This is a genomic window from Pseudodonghicola xiamenensis DSM 18339 (assembly GCF_000429365.1).
GTDB lineage: Bacteria > Pseudomonadota > Alphaproteobacteria > Rhodobacterales > Rhodobacteraceae > Pseudodonghicola > Pseudodonghicola xiamenensis.
This window is the reverse complement of sequence record NZ_AUBS01000001.1, coordinates 328,497-343,702: the sequence shown is the minus strand read 5'-3', so window position 1 is coordinate 343,702 and position 15,206 is coordinate 328,497. Positions and strand designations below refer to the sequence as shown.

Annotated in this window: 17 protein-coding genes; 7 read left to right on the top strand and 10 right to left on the bottom strand. The window is 65.2% G+C overall.

Translation table 11 applies throughout. The annotated features are described in order from the left end of the window. Positions 1 to 63 precede the first annotated feature (63 nt). Positions 64 to 906 carry a 16S rRNA (adenine(1518)-N(6)/adenine(1519)-N(6))-dimethyltransferase RsmA gene (gene rsmA, locus G455_RS0101645; protein WP_028092078.1) on the top strand — a complete coding sequence of 281 codons (843 nt, stop codon included), beginning with the start codon at positions 64 to 66 and terminating at the stop codon, positions 904 to 906. 71 nt (positions 907 to 977) lie between these two features. Here rsmA and G455_RS0101640 read toward each other — a convergent pair whose 3' ends face one another. From G455_RS0101640 to prfA, 3 genes are all read right to left on the bottom strand, one after another. Further along, entirely contained in the window at positions 978 to 1,697 is a 720-nt protein-coding gene (locus G455_RS0101640; RefSeq protein ID WP_028092077.1) for a DUF4167 domain-containing protein, read from the bottom strand. A 236-nt stretch (positions 1,698 to 1,933) separates the two neighbouring features. After that, complete coding sequence (gene prmC / locus G455_RS0101635) at positions 1,934 to 2,776, bottom strand: peptide chain release factor N(5)-glutamine methyltransferase (protein WP_028092076.1); 843 nt, start codon at positions 2,774 to 2,776, stop codon at positions 1,934 to 1,936. Next, the gene (gene prfA, locus G455_RS0101630; RefSeq protein ID WP_028092075.1) at positions 2,773 to 3,825 is read right to left on the bottom strand and encodes a peptide chain release factor 1; all 1,053 of its coding nucleotides are present in this window, start codon (positions 3,823 to 3,825) and stop codon (positions 2,773 to 2,775) included. Before prfA ends, prmC begins: the two co-directional genes overlap by 4 nt. Positions 3,826 to 3,902: 77 nt before the next feature. Between prfA and G455_RS25855 the strand changes: the two genes are divergently transcribed. Then, the gene (locus tag G455_RS25855) at positions 3,903 to 4,202 is read left to right on the top strand and encodes a hypothetical protein (protein WP_084436955.1); all 300 of its coding nucleotides are present in this window, start codon (positions 3,903 to 3,905) and stop codon (positions 4,200 to 4,202) included. Here the strand turns inward: G455_RS25855 and G455_RS0101625 are convergent. From G455_RS0101625 to G455_RS0101615, 3 genes are all read right to left on the bottom strand, one after another. Beyond that, positions 4,137 to 4,541: a DUF1499 domain-containing protein gene (locus G455_RS0101625; protein WP_229861701.1), complete on the bottom strand. Its 405-nt coding sequence runs from the start codon at positions 4,539 to 4,541 to the stop codon at positions 4,137 to 4,139. The genes G455_RS25855 and G455_RS0101625 overlap by 66 nt on opposite strands. Positions 4,542 to 4,630: 89 nt before the next feature. Continuing rightward, positions 4,631 to 5,593 carry an agmatinase gene (speB, locus tag G455_RS0101620; protein ID WP_028092073.1) on the bottom strand — a complete coding sequence of 321 codons (963 nt, stop codon included), beginning with the start codon at positions 5,591 to 5,593 and terminating at the stop codon, positions 4,631 to 4,633. 24 nt (positions 5,594 to 5,617) lie between these two features. Then, on the bottom strand, positions 5,618 to 6,784 hold the full coding sequence (locus G455_RS0101615; protein ID WP_028092072.1) for a M20 aminoacylase family protein: 1,167 nt from the start codon (positions 6,782 to 6,784) through the stop codon (positions 5,618 to 5,620). A 67-nt stretch (positions 6,785 to 6,851) separates the two neighbouring features. On the opposite strand from G455_RS0101615, the gene mazG reads away from it, so the two are divergent. The 3 genes from mazG to G455_RS0101600 all read left to right on the top strand — a co-directional run bounded on the left by mazG (position 6,852) and on the right by G455_RS0101600 (position 9,207). Further along, positions 6,852 to 7,673, top strand: a complete 822-nt coding sequence (gene mazG / locus G455_RS0101610) for a nucleoside triphosphate pyrophosphohydrolase (protein ID WP_028092071.1) — start codon at positions 6,852 to 6,854, stop codon at positions 7,671 to 7,673. A 146-nt stretch (positions 7,674 to 7,819) separates the two neighbouring features. After that, positions 7,820 to 8,761, top strand: a complete 942-nt coding sequence (locus tag G455_RS0101605) for a nucleoside hydrolase (RefSeq protein WP_028092070.1) — start codon at positions 7,820 to 7,822, stop codon at positions 8,759 to 8,761. Continuing rightward, positions 8,758 to 9,207 (top strand): GNAT family N-acetyltransferase, encoded by a 450-nt coding sequence (locus G455_RS0101600; RefSeq protein WP_028092069.1) that lies wholly within the window; start codon positions 8,758 to 8,760, stop codon positions 9,205 to 9,207. Before G455_RS0101605 ends, G455_RS0101600 begins: the two co-directional genes overlap by 4 nt. 78 nt (positions 9,208 to 9,285) lie before the next feature. On the opposite strand, the gene G455_RS0101595 is transcribed toward G455_RS0101600, so the two are convergent. The 3 genes from G455_RS0101595 to G455_RS0101585 all read right to left on the bottom strand — a co-directional run bounded on the left by G455_RS0101595 (position 9,286) and on the right by G455_RS0101585 (position 12,374). Further along, the gene (locus G455_RS0101595; RefSeq protein WP_028092068.1) at positions 9,286 to 10,128 is read right to left on the bottom strand and encodes a sulfotransferase family 2 domain-containing protein; all 843 of its coding nucleotides are present in this window, start codon (positions 10,126 to 10,128) and stop codon (positions 9,286 to 9,288) included. Positions 10,129 to 10,132: 4 nt separating this feature from the next. Then, a complete protein-coding gene (eno, locus tag G455_RS0101590; RefSeq protein ID WP_028092067.1) occupies positions 10,133 to 11,410 on the bottom strand; it encodes a phosphopyruvate hydratase in 1,278 nt (425 codons plus the stop codon). Between the two features lie 67 nt (positions 11,411 to 11,477). Next, positions 11,478 to 12,374 carry a DMT family transporter gene (locus tag G455_RS0101585; protein ID WP_229861700.1) on the bottom strand — a complete coding sequence of 299 codons (897 nt, stop codon included), beginning with the start codon at positions 12,372 to 12,374 and terminating at the stop codon, positions 11,478 to 11,480. Between the two features lie 164 nt (positions 12,375 to 12,538). On the opposite strand from G455_RS0101585, the gene G455_RS0101580 reads away from it, so the two are divergent. Then, the gene (locus G455_RS0101580) at positions 12,539 to 12,928 is read left to right on the top strand and encodes a GFA family protein (RefSeq protein WP_028092065.1); all 390 of its coding nucleotides are present in this window, start codon (positions 12,539 to 12,541) and stop codon (positions 12,926 to 12,928) included. Between the two features lie 95 nt (positions 12,929 to 13,023). Further along, entirely contained in the window at positions 13,024 to 14,067 is a 1,044-nt protein-coding gene (locus G455_RS0101575; RefSeq protein WP_051312091.1) for an AbrB family transcriptional regulator, read from the top strand. 32 nt (positions 14,068 to 14,099) lie between these two features. Here the strand turns inward: G455_RS0101575 and G455_RS23085 are convergent, their stop codons facing one another. Continuing rightward, the gene (locus G455_RS23085) at positions 14,100 to 15,035 is read right to left on the bottom strand and encodes a bifunctional helix-turn-helix transcriptional regulator/GNAT family N-acetyltransferase (protein ID WP_051312090.1); all 936 of its coding nucleotides are present in this window, start codon (positions 15,033 to 15,035) and stop codon (positions 14,100 to 14,102) included. Between the last annotated feature and the right edge of the window lie 171 nt (positions 15,036 to 15,206).

Below are 15,206 nucleotides of genomic sequence, written 5' to 3'. Positions count from 1 at the left end.
ATCTTTCGGCGCCGGAATCGGAATTCTCGCCTCCGGCGGGGATATTTGGAGCCAGAAAAAGACATGAGCGCTATCGACAGCCTCCCGCCGCTGCGCCAGGTGATCGCCGATCACGGGCTATCCGCCAAGAAGGCACTCGGGCAGAACTTCCTGCTCGACCTGAACCTGACCGCGAAAATCGCCCGCCAGGCCGGCGATCTGAGCCACTGCGACGTGCTGGAAATCGGCCCTGGCCCCGGCGGGCTGACCCGCGGGCTGCTGGCGGAGGGCGCCCGCCGGGTGCTGGCGATCGAGAAGGACGAGCGTTGCCTGCCGGCGCTGGAGGAAATCGCCGCCGCCTATCCGGGCCGGCTGCAGGTGATCAACGGGGATGCACTCGAGGTCGATCCGCTGGCACATCTGACGCCTCCGATCCGGGTCGCGGCCAACCTGCCCTATAACATCGGCACCGAGCTGCTGGTGCGCTGGTTGACGCCGAAGGACTGGCCGCCGTTCTGGCAGAGCCTGACGCTGATGTTCCAGCGCGAAGTGGCCGAACGAATCGTCGCCCGCCCCGGCTCCAAGGCCTATGGCCGGCTGGCGATTCTGGCGCAATGGCGCGCCAACGCCCGGATCGTCCTGAGCCTGCCGCCGGAAGCCTTTACCCCGCCCCCCAAGATCTCCAGCGCGGTGGTGCATCTCGAAGCCCTGCCCGAGCCGCGCTATCCCGCCGATGCAGCGGTGCTGTCACGAGTGGTCGCCGCCGCCTTCAACCAGCGCCGCAAGATGCTGCGCGCCGCGCTGAAGGGTCTTGCACCGGATATCGAGGATCGCCTGATCTCGGTCGGGATCGCGCCGACAGAAAGGGCCGAACAGATCGGGCTGGAACAATTCTGTGCCCTCGCCCGCGCCCTGCAACAGGGCTGACCCAAAAAAGAACAAGGCCGAAGCAAATGCTTCGGCCTTTTCCTCATTGCATTTCCGAGTAGAAGCGGCGCCTATTCGGCGGCTTCCGAAGGTCCTTCACCGCCGCTGGCAGGCGCGGCATCGGCGGTATCGGCTTCAGCCACCTTCTTGGCCGCAGGCTTGCGGCTGCGCGATGTGGAGGACTTGGGCGCAGGTTTCTCTGCCGCCTCTTCCCCTGCCGGTTCATCCTTGGGCTTGGCGCTGCTTTTCGACCGGCTCGACGCGCCGGTCGAGCGCGGCTTGCGCGGGCTCGACGCCTTCTTGGGCTTGTCTTCCGGGGTTTCCACCAGGCCGCTTTCCTCGCCGCTGCCGATGTCAATCGGCTCCAGACCCAGCAGATCAGGCTGCGGCGCGTTCACCGGCGGCGTCGCAGGCTGTTCAGCGACCGTTTCAGACCCGGCGGGGCTGTTGCCCTCCCGCTCCTGACGTTCGGCCCGGTCGCGATCCCGCTCGGCCTGGCGTTCGCGGTTCTGCCGCTCCTGCTCCTCGCGGCGTTGATCCTGTTCGCGCTGAGCCTCGCTCAGCAGACGCAGATAATGTTCGGCATGCTGCTGAAAATTCTCGGCCGCCACGCGGTCATTGCCCAGTTGCGCATCACGGGCAAGCTGGTTGTATTTGTCGATGATCTGCTGCGGCGTGCCGCGCACCTTCCCCTCGGGGCCTGAACTGTCAAAAACGCGATTGACGACATTGCCACCAGAAGGACGGTTGCGGTTCGACTTCGACCGCGAACGGGATTTAGACGATCTCATATACCTAACGTCAGCCTTGTATTCGTGCCGTTATAATCCGGACCGCGCCTCATGCGCTCAGTTGAATGGACCGGATCGTCGACTTTTCGGGCTTGGCGTTGCCGGGAAGCAGCTTGTGCCTCGGCCAGAGCAACGGTCTTGAGTAAACATGTCCTGACGGCTCAGACAAGAGGAAGTAAGAAAAAAATGACATTTTTTCAGCCGCTCCGGCGATCTGTTGCCGGTCCCCCCGGATGTTAGCGCAACCGGGCGCAAATCACCCGATCCCGCCCATCGAGATCCGGCACCACCACCAGGTCCTCAAAGCCGACCTGTGCGAAAACGTCGCAGACCGCCTGCGCCTGGGTCGGTCCGATTTCGACGATCAGCCGGCCTTTCGGGGCCAGATGCGCCGCCACACCGGCGGCGATGTGCCGATAAGCGCCCAGCCCGTCACCACCATCGGTCAGCGCCAGATGCGGTTCGTGCCCGCGCACCTCCTCGGACAGGCCTGCCATCTCCTCCAGCGCGATATAGGGCGGGTTCGAGACGATCAGATCGAATTGGCCATCGACCGCGCCGAACCAGTCGGACTGGCGAATATCCGCCCGCGCCTCGACCCGGTGCAGCACCGCATTGGCGCTGGCCTGCAGGCAGGCGGCCTCGGAGAGATCGACGCCCAGCCCGCAGGCATCGGTCCGCTCCGCCAGCAGCGTCACCAGGATACAGCCGGAGCCGACCCCGAGATCGAGCACCCGCTCGAAAGGCTCGGCCAACGCCGCCTCGACCAGTGTCTCGGTCTCAGGGCGCGGGTCGAGCACGTCCGAGGACACCTTGAAACGGCGGCCATAGAATTCACGCTCCCCCAGCAGATGCGACACCGGCACCCGGATGGCGCGCAGCGCGATCAGCTGCTCATAGCGTTCGGCGACATCATGCTCCAGTTCCTCGGGCGCGATCAGGGTGACCCGCGCCGCTTCGATCCGTGCGGCATGGGCCAGCAGCACCCGGGCATCGCGCGCCGGATTATCGACCCCAGCGGCGCGCAGACGGGCAGCGGCAGCGGCCATCGCCTGCGCGGCAGTCAGCGCCCCGGTCATTGCCCCATCTCCGCAAGCATGCGGGCCTGATCATCGGCGGTCAGCGCGTCGATCACCTCGTCCAGATCGCCCTGCATCACCTGATCGAGCTTGTAGAGCGTCAGATTGATACGGTGATCGGTCATCCGGCCCTGCGGGAAGTTATAGGTGCGGATGCGTTCGCTGCGATCGCCCGATCCAACCTGGGATTTGCGCGCCTCTGAGCGGGCGTCATGCACCTTCTGCCGCTCCAGATCGAACAGCCGGGTGCGCAGCACCTGCATGGCGATCTCACGGTTCCTGTGCTGCGACTTCTCGGATGAGGTCACCACGATGCCCGAGGGCATATGGGTGATCCGCACGGCGGAATCGGTGGTGTTGACGTGCTGCCCCCCGGCGCCCGAGCTGCGCATGGTGTCGATGCGGATATCGTTGGGGTCAATCTTCACATCGACATCCTGCGCCTCGGGCAGCACCGCGACGGTGGCGGCCGAGGTATGGATACGCCCACCGCTTTCCGTGCTGGGAACCCGCTGCACCCGGTGCACACCGGATTCGTATTTCAGCCGGGCAAAGACATTGTCGCCGCCGATGCGCACGACCGCCTCCTTGACGCCGCCAAGCTCGGTTTCCTGCAGCTCGATCACCTCCCAGCGCCAGCCCCGTGCCTCGGCATAGCGCTGATACATGCGCAGCAGGTCGCCGGCGAAAAGCGCTGCCTCGTCGCCGCCGGTACCGGGACGGATTTCCAGAACGGCGGGACGGCTGTCGGCCTCGTCCTTGGGCAACAGCGCCAGCTCCAGCGCATGTTCGGCGTCAGGCAGCCGCGCCTTCAATGCCGGGATTTCCTCTTCCGCCAGCTCGCGCATGTCGGGGTCGGCCAGCATCGCCTCGGCCTCGGCCAGATCGGCACGCAGGCCGCGCCAGCCCTCGATCTGTTCGACCACCGGCTTCAGGTCGGAATATTCGCGGGCAAGCGTGGCGATATCGCTGCCGCTGGCCTCTGCCATCGCGGCTTCGAGGTACTGAAACCTCTGTCGGATCTGCTCTAGTCGTTCTTCGGGAACCATTGGCGCGGTGTCCTCCATCCCGGCGCTTTGGTCAAGAGCCGTGCTGTGTTATCCTCCCTGCGGGAGACGACAACCTCATGCGCTTTCACGGCCTGATCCTTGCCCTGGGCACCGCCCTGCCCCAGATCGCCGCCGCCGATGTCATCGGCCCTGGCGGCAAGGTGCAGGATTGCTATTGCACCGACGGTTCGGGCAGTCGGGTGGAGCTGGGAGAGATCATCTGCCTGCGGGTCGACGGGCGGATGTTCATGGCACAATGCCAGATGTCGCTGAACGTGCCAATGTGGCGCGAGGTCAACCCAGGCTGCCTGTCATCCGGTCTTATGCAACGCCTGCAGCCATTGATCGACCCGGGCGCGGTTCACGCCAAGATCTGACCGGCCAAAGCGCAGCCGGGCGAAGATCTCCAGCGCGTTACCGGCCTGCTGCACCGTGGTGTAATCGGGAAACCCGAAGACCATGGACCGGGTGATGTAAGTCACCATCCCCTCTGGCACGGTGCCGGCCAGAACCCGGGTGCGCGGCGTGGCGCGGATGATCCGATCCAGCCGGGCCAGACCGTCAGGGCCAACCTCGACCTGCCGCGTGACACCGCCGGCCAGATCGACATTCCCCCGCACCTCCGGTGCCCGATGCCAGACCGCCGGATCACTGGGTGCCAGACGGATATACCCCAACGCGATCACCACCAGCAGCAGCACTATCCAGATGAGCATCGCGATGCGCCCCATTGTCCCTCCTCTTTCGGCTGGCTAAGTCTCTGGGGCCGGCCTGAGCGACCGGCCCCTCCTCCCTCGCATCCTACTCACATGAGCATGGTCCAGCCCAGCAGACAAATGATCGCGGTCGCCACATGGGCACCGGCGACCGAAGTGATGCCACTGGGGTCGAAAGGCGGCGATACCTCCACAACATCGCCCCCCTTGATATTGATCCCTCCCAACCCTCGCAGGATGGCCGCGGCCTGCGCCGAACTCAAGCCCCCCCAGACCGGCGTGCCGGTTCCAGGAGCGAAAGCCGGGTCAAGACAGTCGATATCGAAGGTCAGATAGGTGGGATAATCGCTGATAATACCGCGCACCTTCTCGAGCACCGCCTGCGGGCCGATCTCATGCACCTCAGCCGCGTCGATGATATTTACCCCCAGCGTATCGTCATTGTAGGTGCGGATGCCGACCTGGACCGAGCGCGTGGGATCGACGATCCCCTCCTTCACCGCCTTGTAGAACATGGTGCCATGGTCGATCCGGGCCGGATCGTCATCGGCCCAGGTGTCCGTATGGGCATCGAACTGCACCAGTGACATCGGCCCGTATTTCTCGGCAAAGGCCTTGAGGATCGGATAGGTGATGTAATGATCCCCCCCCAGTGTCACCGGCGCCACCCCGGCGGCGAGGATCTTGGCGATATGGGCGGTCAGCGCCGGCGGAAAGGCCGGGATATTGGCGTAATCATAGGCCAAATCCCCGTAATCGACGATGGCCAGATCGCTCAGCGCCCTAAATGGCCAGCCATAGGGCTCGTCATAGGGCTGAAAGCTCGATGCCTCGCGAATGCCGCGCGGGCCCAGGCGGGTGCCGGGCCGGTTCGACACCGCCAGATCGAAGGGTACGCCCGTCACCGCGATCTGCGCCCCGCTCAGATCCTTAGTATAGCGCCGCTTCAGAAACGAGGGCGCGCCAGCATAGGCCGCCTCCAGATTGATGCCACGCAGATCCTCGCGGGTGAACCCGGCGTCGATCTCGTTTTCCACATCACTCATCGCCATTCAGGCATCTCCCCTGTCTTGATCCTATTTCGCCACCGGCTGGGCCCGTTCGACCAGCCGCGCGAAAAAGGATGCGCCCACCGGCGCGATATCGTCGTTGAAATCGTAATCGGGCTGGTGCAGCCCCGCCGTCTCGCCCTGGCCGATGAACAGATAGGCACCGGGGCGCTTTTCCAGCATATAGGCGAAATCCTCCGCCCCCATCTCGCGGCCGACATCGCCAAGAACCCGGTCCTTGCCGGAGATCTCCTCGGCCACCTCGACGGCGAAACCGGTCTTGTCGGCGTCGTTGATAGTGGCGGGATAGCCGACCTCGTAATCCAGCTTAGCCTTGACCTCGAAACTCAGCGCCTGGCCCTCGACGATGGCCTGCATCCGCCGCATCACCATCCGCTGCACCCGAGGATCGAAGGTCCGCACGGTGCCGTTCAGATAGGCCGTTTCCGGGATCACGTTATCGGTGGTGCCGGCATGGATCTGCGTGACCGAGATCACCAGATCGTCCAGCGCACAATTGTTGCGGCTGACGATGGTCTGGAACGCCTGCGCGATCGAGATCGCCGCGACAACCGGATCGCGGGTCTCCTGCGGCATGGCGCCATGGCCGCCGACGCCCTTGATATGGACATGGAACTGATCGACCGCCGCCATCAAGGCCCCGGGCGTGGTATAAAAGCCCCCCGCCACGAAGCCCGGCGCATTATGCAGCGCGTAGACCTGGGTGATGTCGAACCGGTCGAGCATGCCTTCCTCGACCATCACGCCCGCACCGCCGCCATCCTCTTCCGCCGGCTGGAAGATCAGCGCCACACGGCCAGAGAAATTGCGCGTCTCGGCCAGATATTTGGCGGCGCCAAGCAGCATGGTGGTATGGCCGTCATGACCACAGGCGTGCATCTTGCCCGGGTGGGTCGAGGCATAGTCCGCCCCGGTCGCCTCAGGGATCGGCAGCGCATCGAAATCGGCCCTGAGCCCGATGGTCGGCCCCTGACCCCTGCCCTCGATGATCGCGACAATGCCGGTCTTGGCGATCCCCTCGTGGATCTCATCCACCCCAAAGTCCCGCAACCGCGCGGCGATGAAGGCCGCGGTTTCGGGGCAATCGAACCCCAGTTCTGGGATCTGGTGAAGATGCCGGCGCCATGCGGTCATCTCCTCGGCATAGTCGGCAATACGGTTGACCACGGGCATGGTGGGCTGGACTCCTTCGGCCTCATCCGGAATTGATGCATCTGACACCGGATGAGGAGCCAGAGCAATGCCCGAACAGGACCCGATCTTCGATATCCCCGAGGGCATCGCCCGACTGCGCCAGATCATGCGGCGGCTGCGCGATCCCGAAACCGGCTGCCCCTGGGATCTGGAGCAGGACTTTGCTTCGATCGCCCCCTATACCATCGAGGAAGGCTATGAAGTCGCCGATGCGATCGAACGCCGGGCCTGGGACGAGCTCGAGGGCGAATTGGGCGATCTGATGTTCCAGACCGTCTATCACACCCAGATGGCCGAAGAAGCCGGGCTGTTCAGCTTCGACAGCGTGGTCAGGGCGATCTCGGACAAGATGATCGCGCGCCACCCGCATGTCTTCGGCGAGGAGAGCCGCGACAAGAGCGCCGAGCAGCAGACCGCCGATTGGGAAGCGATCAAGGCAACCGAACGCGCAGGCAAGGAACAGAAAGGCGCGCTCGACGGGCTGACCGCCAATCTGCCGGCACTGTTGCGCGCCTACAAACTGCAGAAACGCGCCGCCCGCGTCGGCTTCGACTGGCCCGATGCCGAGGACGTCCTGGCCAAGATCGCCGAAGAGGCCAACGAACTGACCGAGGCGCGCGACAGCCTCGGCGCCGATGAGATCGAAGAGGAATTCGGCGATCTTCTCTTCGTCATGGTCAATCTGGGCCGTCACCTGGGCGTCGAACCCGAGGCTGCCCTGCGCCGAGCCAATGCCAAATTCACCCGCCGCTTCAAGGGGGTGGAGGATAAACTTGCAGTCCGAGGAAAACGTCCGCAAGACAGTGACCTGACCGAGATGGACGCGCTTTGGGACGAGGTGAAGGCGCTGGAGAAGGACCGCGGCTGACCGGGCGCCCGCCTGGCTTCTTCTCATGACAAATACGGCCGCCGGAGGCCGCGCCCCGCCGGGGCGCGATCCGCCGCCGACCGCATGCAGGCCGCTGGACATTGCCCCCGCGCCCTGCGACTTTCGCGGGAAACCAAGAGGGCGGCATGAGCTTGCGCAAGATCATCATCGACACCGATCCAGGCCAGGACGACGCTGTCGCCATCCTGTTGGCGCTGGCCAGCCCCGAGGAGATCGAGGTGCTGGGGATCACCGCGGTCGCCGGCAACGTACCGCTGCCGCTGACCGCCCGGAACGCGCGCATCGTCTGCGAACTGGCCGGGCGGCCCGACATGGCGGTCTATGCGGGCTGCGATGAACCGCTGTCACGGCCGCTGATCACCGCCGAACATGTGCATGGCAAGACCGGGCTCGACGGCCCGACGCTGCCAGCGCCGACGATGGAGCTGCGCCCCGAACATGGCGTGGATTTCATCATTGAAACCCTGCGCCGCGAACCCGAAGGCAGCGTCACCCTCTGCCCGCTGGGGCCCCTGACCAATATCGCCACCGCCTTCCGCGACGCCCCCGACATCATCCCCCGGCTGCGTGAGGTCGTATTGATGGGCGGCGCCTATTTCGAGGTGGGAAACATCACGCCAACGGCAGAATTCAACATCTATGTCGACCCAGAAGCCGCTGAAATCGTGTTCAAATCCGGCGCGCCCATCGTGATGATGCCGCTAGACGTCACCCATAAGGCGCTGGTGACCAAGCCACGCAACGATGCCTTTCGCGGGCTGGGAACCCCGGCGGGCCAGGCGGTGGCCGAGATGACCGATTTCTTCGAACGTTTCGACAAGGAGAAATACGGAAGCCTCGGCGCGCCGCTGCACGATCCTTGCGTGATCGCCTATCTGATCCGGCCCGATCTGTTCACCGGCCGCTTCATCAATGTCGAGATCGAGACCCAGTCTTCCCTTACCCTGGGGATGACAGTGGCCGACTGGTGGCGGGTCAGCGGGCGCGAGCCCAATGCGCTGTTCATCGGCGATGTCGATGCCGATGGTTTCTTCACCCTTCTCACGGAAAGGCTGGCCCGGCTGTGACCACCGCCCTGCATCTGGCGCGCCCAGAAGATCTGGACCGGCTTCTGACGCTGTCCTCTGCCTGTCACCACGAACTCGGCCTCGAGCGCAGCGACGACGAGCGCTGCGCCGGGATGCAGCCGCTGCTGGACGGCATGCCGCAGGGGGCGATCTATCTGATCGGGCCGGCGCGGGCGCCCTTGGGCTATATCGTGCTCAGCTTCGGCTGGTCGCTGCCGCTGGCCGGCATGGAGGCGCGGGTGGAAGAGCTGTACATTCGCCCCCCGGTGCGCGGCCGCGGCATCGCGACCGAGGTGCTGGGCAGCCTGCCCCGCGCCCTGGCCCAGGCCGGCGTCAAGGCGATCCACCTGCATCTGGGACCGACCTCGGACCGCACCCGCGATCTGTTCGCCCGCGCCCGTTTCCGCGAAGAGGACGGCACCCGGGTGATGACGCGCAAGCTTTAGAGATCGTCAGCGCAGACCACATTCGCCCCGGTTCCGAGGGGGCGGCAAACACCGGCCTTCCGGGCGCAAGGCGCCCCCTTAATACCCGAAGGTCACGTAATCGGCGCGATAGATCGCCTCGACCATGCGGCGGGCATCGCTGTCGCTCATCAAATCCTCCGCATTGCCGTCCTGACGGTTTTCGCGCGGGATGCGGGACGGTGCCGGTTTGTCCAGGCGCCCGGCCAATTCGGCATAGAAGTCATCCATCGCCTCCATCCGGCCAATCAGCCCCGGGACCCAGACATCAGTCGGGGCAAAGGCTGTTTGCGGCCGCCAGTGCGAATCGAGCGCTGGGGCACCCGAGAGCTCGATCTCGAGCTCGATATAGCGCAGGAAGCGGCGGAACCCCTCGACGGTGCCCGGCATATGGGTCCAGTCGAACCCGACCGCAGCGTCGATCCTGAGCCGATCACGCACGAACCAGGGCGCGGCCTCGGCATTCGAGCGACAGAAATACCGGTAAGCGGAGACCGCGCGCGCCAGCGGATCGCGCACCACCATCAGGCGCAGCATGTCGGCGTCGCGGACCTCCACCGCCGACATCCCGCGATCCAGCGCCCGGGCGAAAACGCCGGCGTCAGAGAGCTGATGGATCACGGCAGAGGGGTTGATGTCGATAGGCGAGGCATAGCGCACCGTCAGCGGGTGGCCGAACTCCATCTCATAGAGCGCGCGCAGGGTGCTGCTGGACCCCGTCTTGCCGATCGACAGGAAACCCCAGCGACAGGCGGGACCGAGGATGACCAGGTTCAGATAACTGCGGATCACCTGCTCCGAGGTGCCGGCAGCAAAAAGCGGCGCGCTTTCACGCACCGCTCTCTTCTTTTCGGCAGAGCTCGCGGCCTCCCCGAACAACTGATATTCGGGGAAACCATTCATCGCCTTAGGCCTTCAGGATCGAGCGGCCAGCGTATTCGGCCACATCGCCCAGCATTTCCTCGATGCGGATCAGCTGGTTGTATTTCGCCAGCCGGTCCGACCGCGCCAGCGAACCGGTCTTGATCTGGCCGCAGTTGGTGGCGACGGCGAGGTCGGCGATGGTGGCATCCTCGGTCTCGCCGGAACGGTGCGACATCACGTTGGTATAGCGCGCGCGATGGGCCATTTCGACCGCCTGCAGCGTCTCGGTCAGCGACCCGATCTGATTCACCTTGACCAGCATCGAGTTGGCGACGCCCTTCTTGATGCCTTCGGCCAGACGCGCGGGGTTGGTCACAAACAGGTCGTCACCGACCAGTTGCACCTTGCCGCCCAGCGTGTCGGTCAGGATCTTCCAGCCGTCCCAGTCATCTTCGGCACAGCCATCCTCGATCGAAATGATCGGATAGTTGGCGACCAGATCGGCCAGATAGGCGACGTTTTCCTCGGAGGTGAGGATCTTGCCCTCGCCCTTCATATTGTATTTGCCGCCCTCGAAATATTCGGTCGAGGCACAGTCCAGCGCCAGATAGATATCCTCGCCCGGCTTGTAGCCGGCCTTTTCGATCGACTTCAGCACGAAATCCAGCGCGTCGCGGGTCGAGGCCAGCGCCGGGGCAAAGCCGCCCTCGTCGCCCAGACCGGTGGACATGCCCGCAGCCGACAGTTCCTTTTTCAGGGTATGGAAGACTTCGGAGCCCATGCGCACGGCATCACGGATGTTCTCCGCCGCCACCGGCATGATCATGAATTCCTGGATGTCGATCGGGTTGTCGGCATGTTCGCCGCCGTTGATGATGTTCATCATCGGCACCGGCAGGACGCGGGCCGAGGTGCCGCCGACATAGCGGTAGAGCGGTTGCGAGGTGAAATCCGCCGCCGCCTTGGCCACCGCCAGCGACACGCCGAGGATGGCATTGGCGCCCAGACGGCCCTTGTTGTCGGTGCCGTCCAGCTCGATCATCACCTGGTCGATGCCGACCTGCTCCAGCGCGTCAAAGCCCAGAAGCTCTTCGGCGATCTCGCCGTTGACGGCGGCGACGGCCTCGAGCACGCCCTTGCCCATGTAACGCGACTTGTCGCCGTCACGCTTTTCCACCGCCTCATAGGCACCGGTCGAGGCGCCCGAGGGCACGGCGGCACGGCCCATGGTGCCGTCTTCCAGGATCACGTCGACCTCGACGGTCGGATTGCCCCGGCTGTCGAGAATTTCGCGCGCGTGAATGTCGATAATCGTGCTCATGTGATACACCCCGATGAATTGATTGCCTGCCTCATAACCGTCTGAAAGCCGCAGGAAAAGGGGGCTGTCAGGCCTTGAGCCGATGTTTGCGCTCACGCCAGAGGGTATAGATGCCGGAAGCGACAATGATACCCGTACCGAACAGCATCAGGCCGTTGGGGCGTTCGGAAAACACCACGAAGGCAAAACCGAGCGCGAACAGAATGCGGGTGTAGCGGAACGGGGTGACGAATGATACCTCTCCTGCCCGCATCGCAGACACCAGCGCATGGTAGGAAACCGCCCCCAGCGCGACCACACCGACCAGTTTCAGCCCGTCGGCCATGTCCGGGCGCACGAAGGGCTCGGCCATGACCGTCGACAGGATCAGCGCCGAGGGCACCTGCAGCGCGAAGGCCAGGAAACTGACCTGAAACGATGTCGTCTCGCGCGCGATGACTCTAGTCGCAAGATCGCGCACTGCCAGGCTGATGGCGGCGGCCACCGCGAACAGCGCCGGCGCCTCGAAACCGGCACCGCCCGGCTGGACCACCAGCAGCACGCCGACGAACCCGACGAGGATGGCCCCCCAGCGGCGCCAGCCGACGGGTTCGCCAAGAAAGATGGCCGCCCCCAGGGTCACCAGCAGCGGATTGGCCTGCAGAATCGCCGAGGCCACCGACAACGGCGCCAGCGCCAATGCCATGATCATCGAGAAGGAACTGACCAATTCGCCGCCGTTGCGGATCAAGACCGGTCGGCGCAGATAGCCGCGGGTCCACAGCCTCCGGCCCGAGGCGCGGGTCAAGACCGCAAAGATCGTTGCCGCCCCTGCCCCCAGGAACAACATGATCTCCCAACCCGGCAGACGATCGGCAAGCAGCTTGATCAGCACATCCTCGACTGCAAAGCCGAGCATCGCAACCGTCATCAGAACGGCACCGCGCAGGTTCTCCATCGGGAAAGGTTCCGCCATCAGGGACATATGACCGCCCCGCAATGGCCCAATTCCCCAGCCGCCGCAAGCGGGCTGGTAAATCGGCGCCCGTCCCGAAGGGCCGCGCCAAGGCCACCAGGGGACGGCGCCTCAGCCCTATTGCCGAAGCGGCGGTACCGGCTAGACTGATCGCCAAACAGGGGGATCACCAAATGACGGGTATCACGGGTGGCTGCCTGTGCGGCGACATTCAGATCACGCTGAGCGGCCCGCCGCGCCGGGTCGGGATCTGTCATTGCCTGGCCTGCCGCAAACATCACGGCGCGGTGTTTTACGCCGCCGCCGTCTTTCCACGCGCAGCGGTCGCGATCACCGGCAGCCCGCGACACTACCAGGGCCGGTTCTTCTGCCCCCGCTGCGGCTCTTCGGTCTTTTCGACAAGCGATGATGAGATCGAGGTGCATCTGGGGGCGCTCGACACGCCCGACCGCTTTGTCCCGAGCTATGAGCTTTGGGTCAGCCGCCGCGAATCCTGGCTGCGCCCGGTCGCGGGGGCCCGACAGTTCACCGGCAACCGGGTGGCGGGAAACGACGACATCTGAGGCATCCCTCGAACGGGGACGCTGCAGACCCAGCCCCAAACGACCGATCAATCGCGCAATTGTTGCCCGCCGCGCGGAGTGATAGGTCAGCACTCATGACAAACATTCTCCCGCTCCGCCTGATCTGGATGAACCTGCGCACCCTGGGCATCGGCGCCTTGGGGGCGGCGCTGGCCTATGCCGCCTCGGTGCCTGCCGCGCTGCTGATCGGCCCGGCGCTGACGGTGACGGCGGCGGCCATCGCCGGGCTGCGCATGCGCCTGTCGCAACCGCTGATGCAGGTTTGTTTCGTGGTGCTGGGCATGGGCGTCGGAAGCGGCTTTACCGCAGAGGCAGGCAGCGCGCTGCTGCGCTGGCCGCTGGCTTTCGCCGCGCTGGCAGTGGCGCTGTTGATCATCATGAGCCTCGGGCGGCTGGTGCTGACGCGGCTTTTCGCGTTCGACACGCTCAGCGCCGCGCTGGCCTCGGCGCCCGGTCACCTGAGCTTCGCGCTGGCCGCAGCCGCGGATACCGGCGGCGACCTGCCACGCATCGCGGTGGTGCAATCGGTGCGTCTGCTGGCCCTTACCCTGAGCGTGCCCTTCGTCGCCCTGGCGATGGGCATCACCATGGCCCCGGGCGTGATGCCCCCCGGCGCGGCGATGCCCTTGCCGCAACTGCTGGGGTTGGCAGCGGCGGGTCTCGCTCTGGGGTTGGGAGCCCGGCGGCTGCGCCTGCCGGCGCCCCTTTTGCTGGGGCCGATGGTGGCCTCGGCGCTTGGCCATGTCAGCGGACTGACCACAGGCACCCTGCCCGGCTGGCTGCTGATGCCGGCCTTTCTAGCCATGGGCACGCTGATCGGCACCCGCTTTTCCGGCATGAGCCTGTCGCAATTGCGCCAGGCCGGCCTGGCGGGATTGGCGATCACCCTGATCAGCGTCGGCGTCTCCGCCCTTGCCGCCATGCCGGTCGCCCTGGTGCTGGCCATGCCGGCGCCACATGTGCTGACCGGTTTCGCCCCCGGCGGCCTGGAAACGATGGTGGCGCTCGGTGCGGCGATGGGGGCGAACCCCGGTTTCATCGCCGCCTGTCATATCCTCAGATTGCTGATCCTGAGCCTGCTCATTCCGCTGTCGCTGCGACGGAGCGGCGCGGCCTGAACCGCCCGCCCCCGTCCTCGGCCTCTCCGAGCTCAGCCCGCGGCCGGTTCGGCCCCCACCCCGGTACTGGCCCCGGTCCTAGCCCCGGCCCCTGCAATGATCCGTTCAAAGAACAGATCCGGATAGGGATCGTCGTTGAACCGCGCGATTTCCGTCCAGCCGCTGTTACGATACAGGCCCACGGCCTCGGGCAGCGCACTGTTGGTATCCAGGCGCAGGCGGTCATAGCCCAGCTCGATCGCGATGCGCTCCAGTTCCTCCATCAACCGCCGCGACAGCCCCAGCCCCCGCGCTGCCGGTGCGATCCACAGCCGCTTGACCTCGGCATAACCCTTGTCAGTCCCCTTGAGCCCGACGCAACCGACCGGCAGCCCATCCGACACCGCCAGCAGGAAACTGCCACGCGGGCGCTCCATGTCGCGGGCCTCGGGGTCGGCTGAAAGCGAAACATCGAACCCCCGCTCGAAACGCGCCGCCAATTCCCCGTAATAGGCGCTCAGACAAGATTGCGAACGTGGGTCTCCCGGGCGCGCCTCCTCGATCACGATGCGGTCCCGCCCCAGGGTCGTGGCGATCAGGTCCATCGCCGCCAGCAAACGTTCTCGCGCCTGATGCTTATCCAGAATCTCAGCCGCCTGCGCATCCGAGAGCGCCTCATAGGCAGCATATTCGAGGGCCCCGGCCCCGGTCAGCCGCGCACTGCGCCGCCGGCTGTCAGAGGCATTGCCCTCGATCTCGATCAGCCCCTCGGCCTCGAGGCTGCGCAACAGCCGGCTCATCAGCCCCGAATCCAGCCCAAGATAGGCACGGATGTCACGAATATCCCTCCGACCGCTGCCGATCGCATTCAGAACCCGCGCCGGGCCCAGCGGGCGCCCCCGCCCCAGGAAGGATGCATCGAGAACGCCGACCTCCGAGGTCACGGCACGATGGAAACGGCGAATGCGGGCGATCGGATCCGACAACATGGGCTCTCTCCGGCTGATATACCTGACTTTAGTCAGATATATTGCGAAGAAACGCAAGCCCCTATGCGCAAAGGCGCCCGCCAACGCGGACGCCTCTGCATGTTTTCAATACGGGTGTTCCGGGCCTCCCGATCACAGCCGCCGCCGCTGTCAGCCAGCAGGCAGGCGGGC

Coding starts and splice junctions, on each gene's coding strand:
- rsmA (WP_028092078.1), top strand. CDS start 64: ATGAGCGCTATCGACAGCCTCCCGCCGCTGCGCCAGGTGATCGCCGAT.
- G455_RS0101640 (WP_028092077.1), bottom strand. CDS start 1,697: ATGAGATCGTCTAAATCCCGTTCGCGGTCGAAGTCGAACCGCAACCGT.
- prmC (WP_028092076.1), bottom strand. CDS start 2,776: ATGACCGGGGCGCTGACTGCCGCGCAGGCGATGGCCGCTGCCGCTGCC.
- prfA (WP_028092075.1), bottom strand. CDS start 3,825: ATGGTTCCCGAAGAACGACTAGAGCAGATCCGACAGAGGTTTCAGTAC.
- G455_RS25855 (WP_084436955.1), top strand. CDS start 3,903: ATGCGCTTTCACGGCCTGATCCTTGCCCTGGGCACCGCCCTGCCCCAG.
- G455_RS0101625 (WP_229861701.1), bottom strand. CDS start 4,541: ATGCTCATCTGGATAGTGCTGCTGCTGGTGGTGATCGCGTTGGGGTAT.
- speB (WP_028092073.1), bottom strand. CDS start 5,593: ATGGCGATGAGTGATGTGGAAAACGAGATCGACGCCGGGTTCACCCGC.
- G455_RS0101615 (WP_028092072.1), bottom strand. CDS start 6,784: ATGCCCGTGGTCAACCGTATTGCCGACTATGCCGAGGAGATGACCGCA.
- mazG (WP_028092071.1), top strand. CDS start 6,852: ATGCCCGAACAGGACCCGATCTTCGATATCCCCGAGGGCATCGCCCGA.
- G455_RS0101605 (WP_028092070.1), top strand. CDS start 7,820: ATGAGCTTGCGCAAGATCATCATCGACACCGATCCAGGCCAGGACGAC.
- G455_RS0101595 (WP_028092068.1), bottom strand. CDS start 10,128: ATGAATGGTTTCCCCGAATATCAGTTGTTCGGGGAGGCCGCGAGCTCT.
- eno (WP_028092067.1), bottom strand. CDS start 11,410: ATGAGCACGATTATCGACATTCACGCGCGCGAAATTCTCGACAGCCGG.
- G455_RS0101585 (WP_229861700.1), bottom strand. CDS start 12,374: ATGTCCCTGATGGCGGAACCTTTCCCGATGGAGAACCTGCGCGGTGCC.
- G455_RS0101580 (WP_028092065.1), top strand. CDS start 12,539: ATGACGGGTATCACGGGTGGCTGCCTGTGCGGCGACATTCAGATCACG.
- G455_RS0101575 (WP_051312091.1), top strand. CDS start 13,024: ATGACAAACATTCTCCCGCTCCGCCTGATCTGGATGAACCTGCGCACC.
- G455_RS23085 (WP_051312090.1), bottom strand. CDS start 15,035: ATGTTGTCGGATCCGATCGCCCGCATTCGCCGTTTCCATCGTGCCGTG.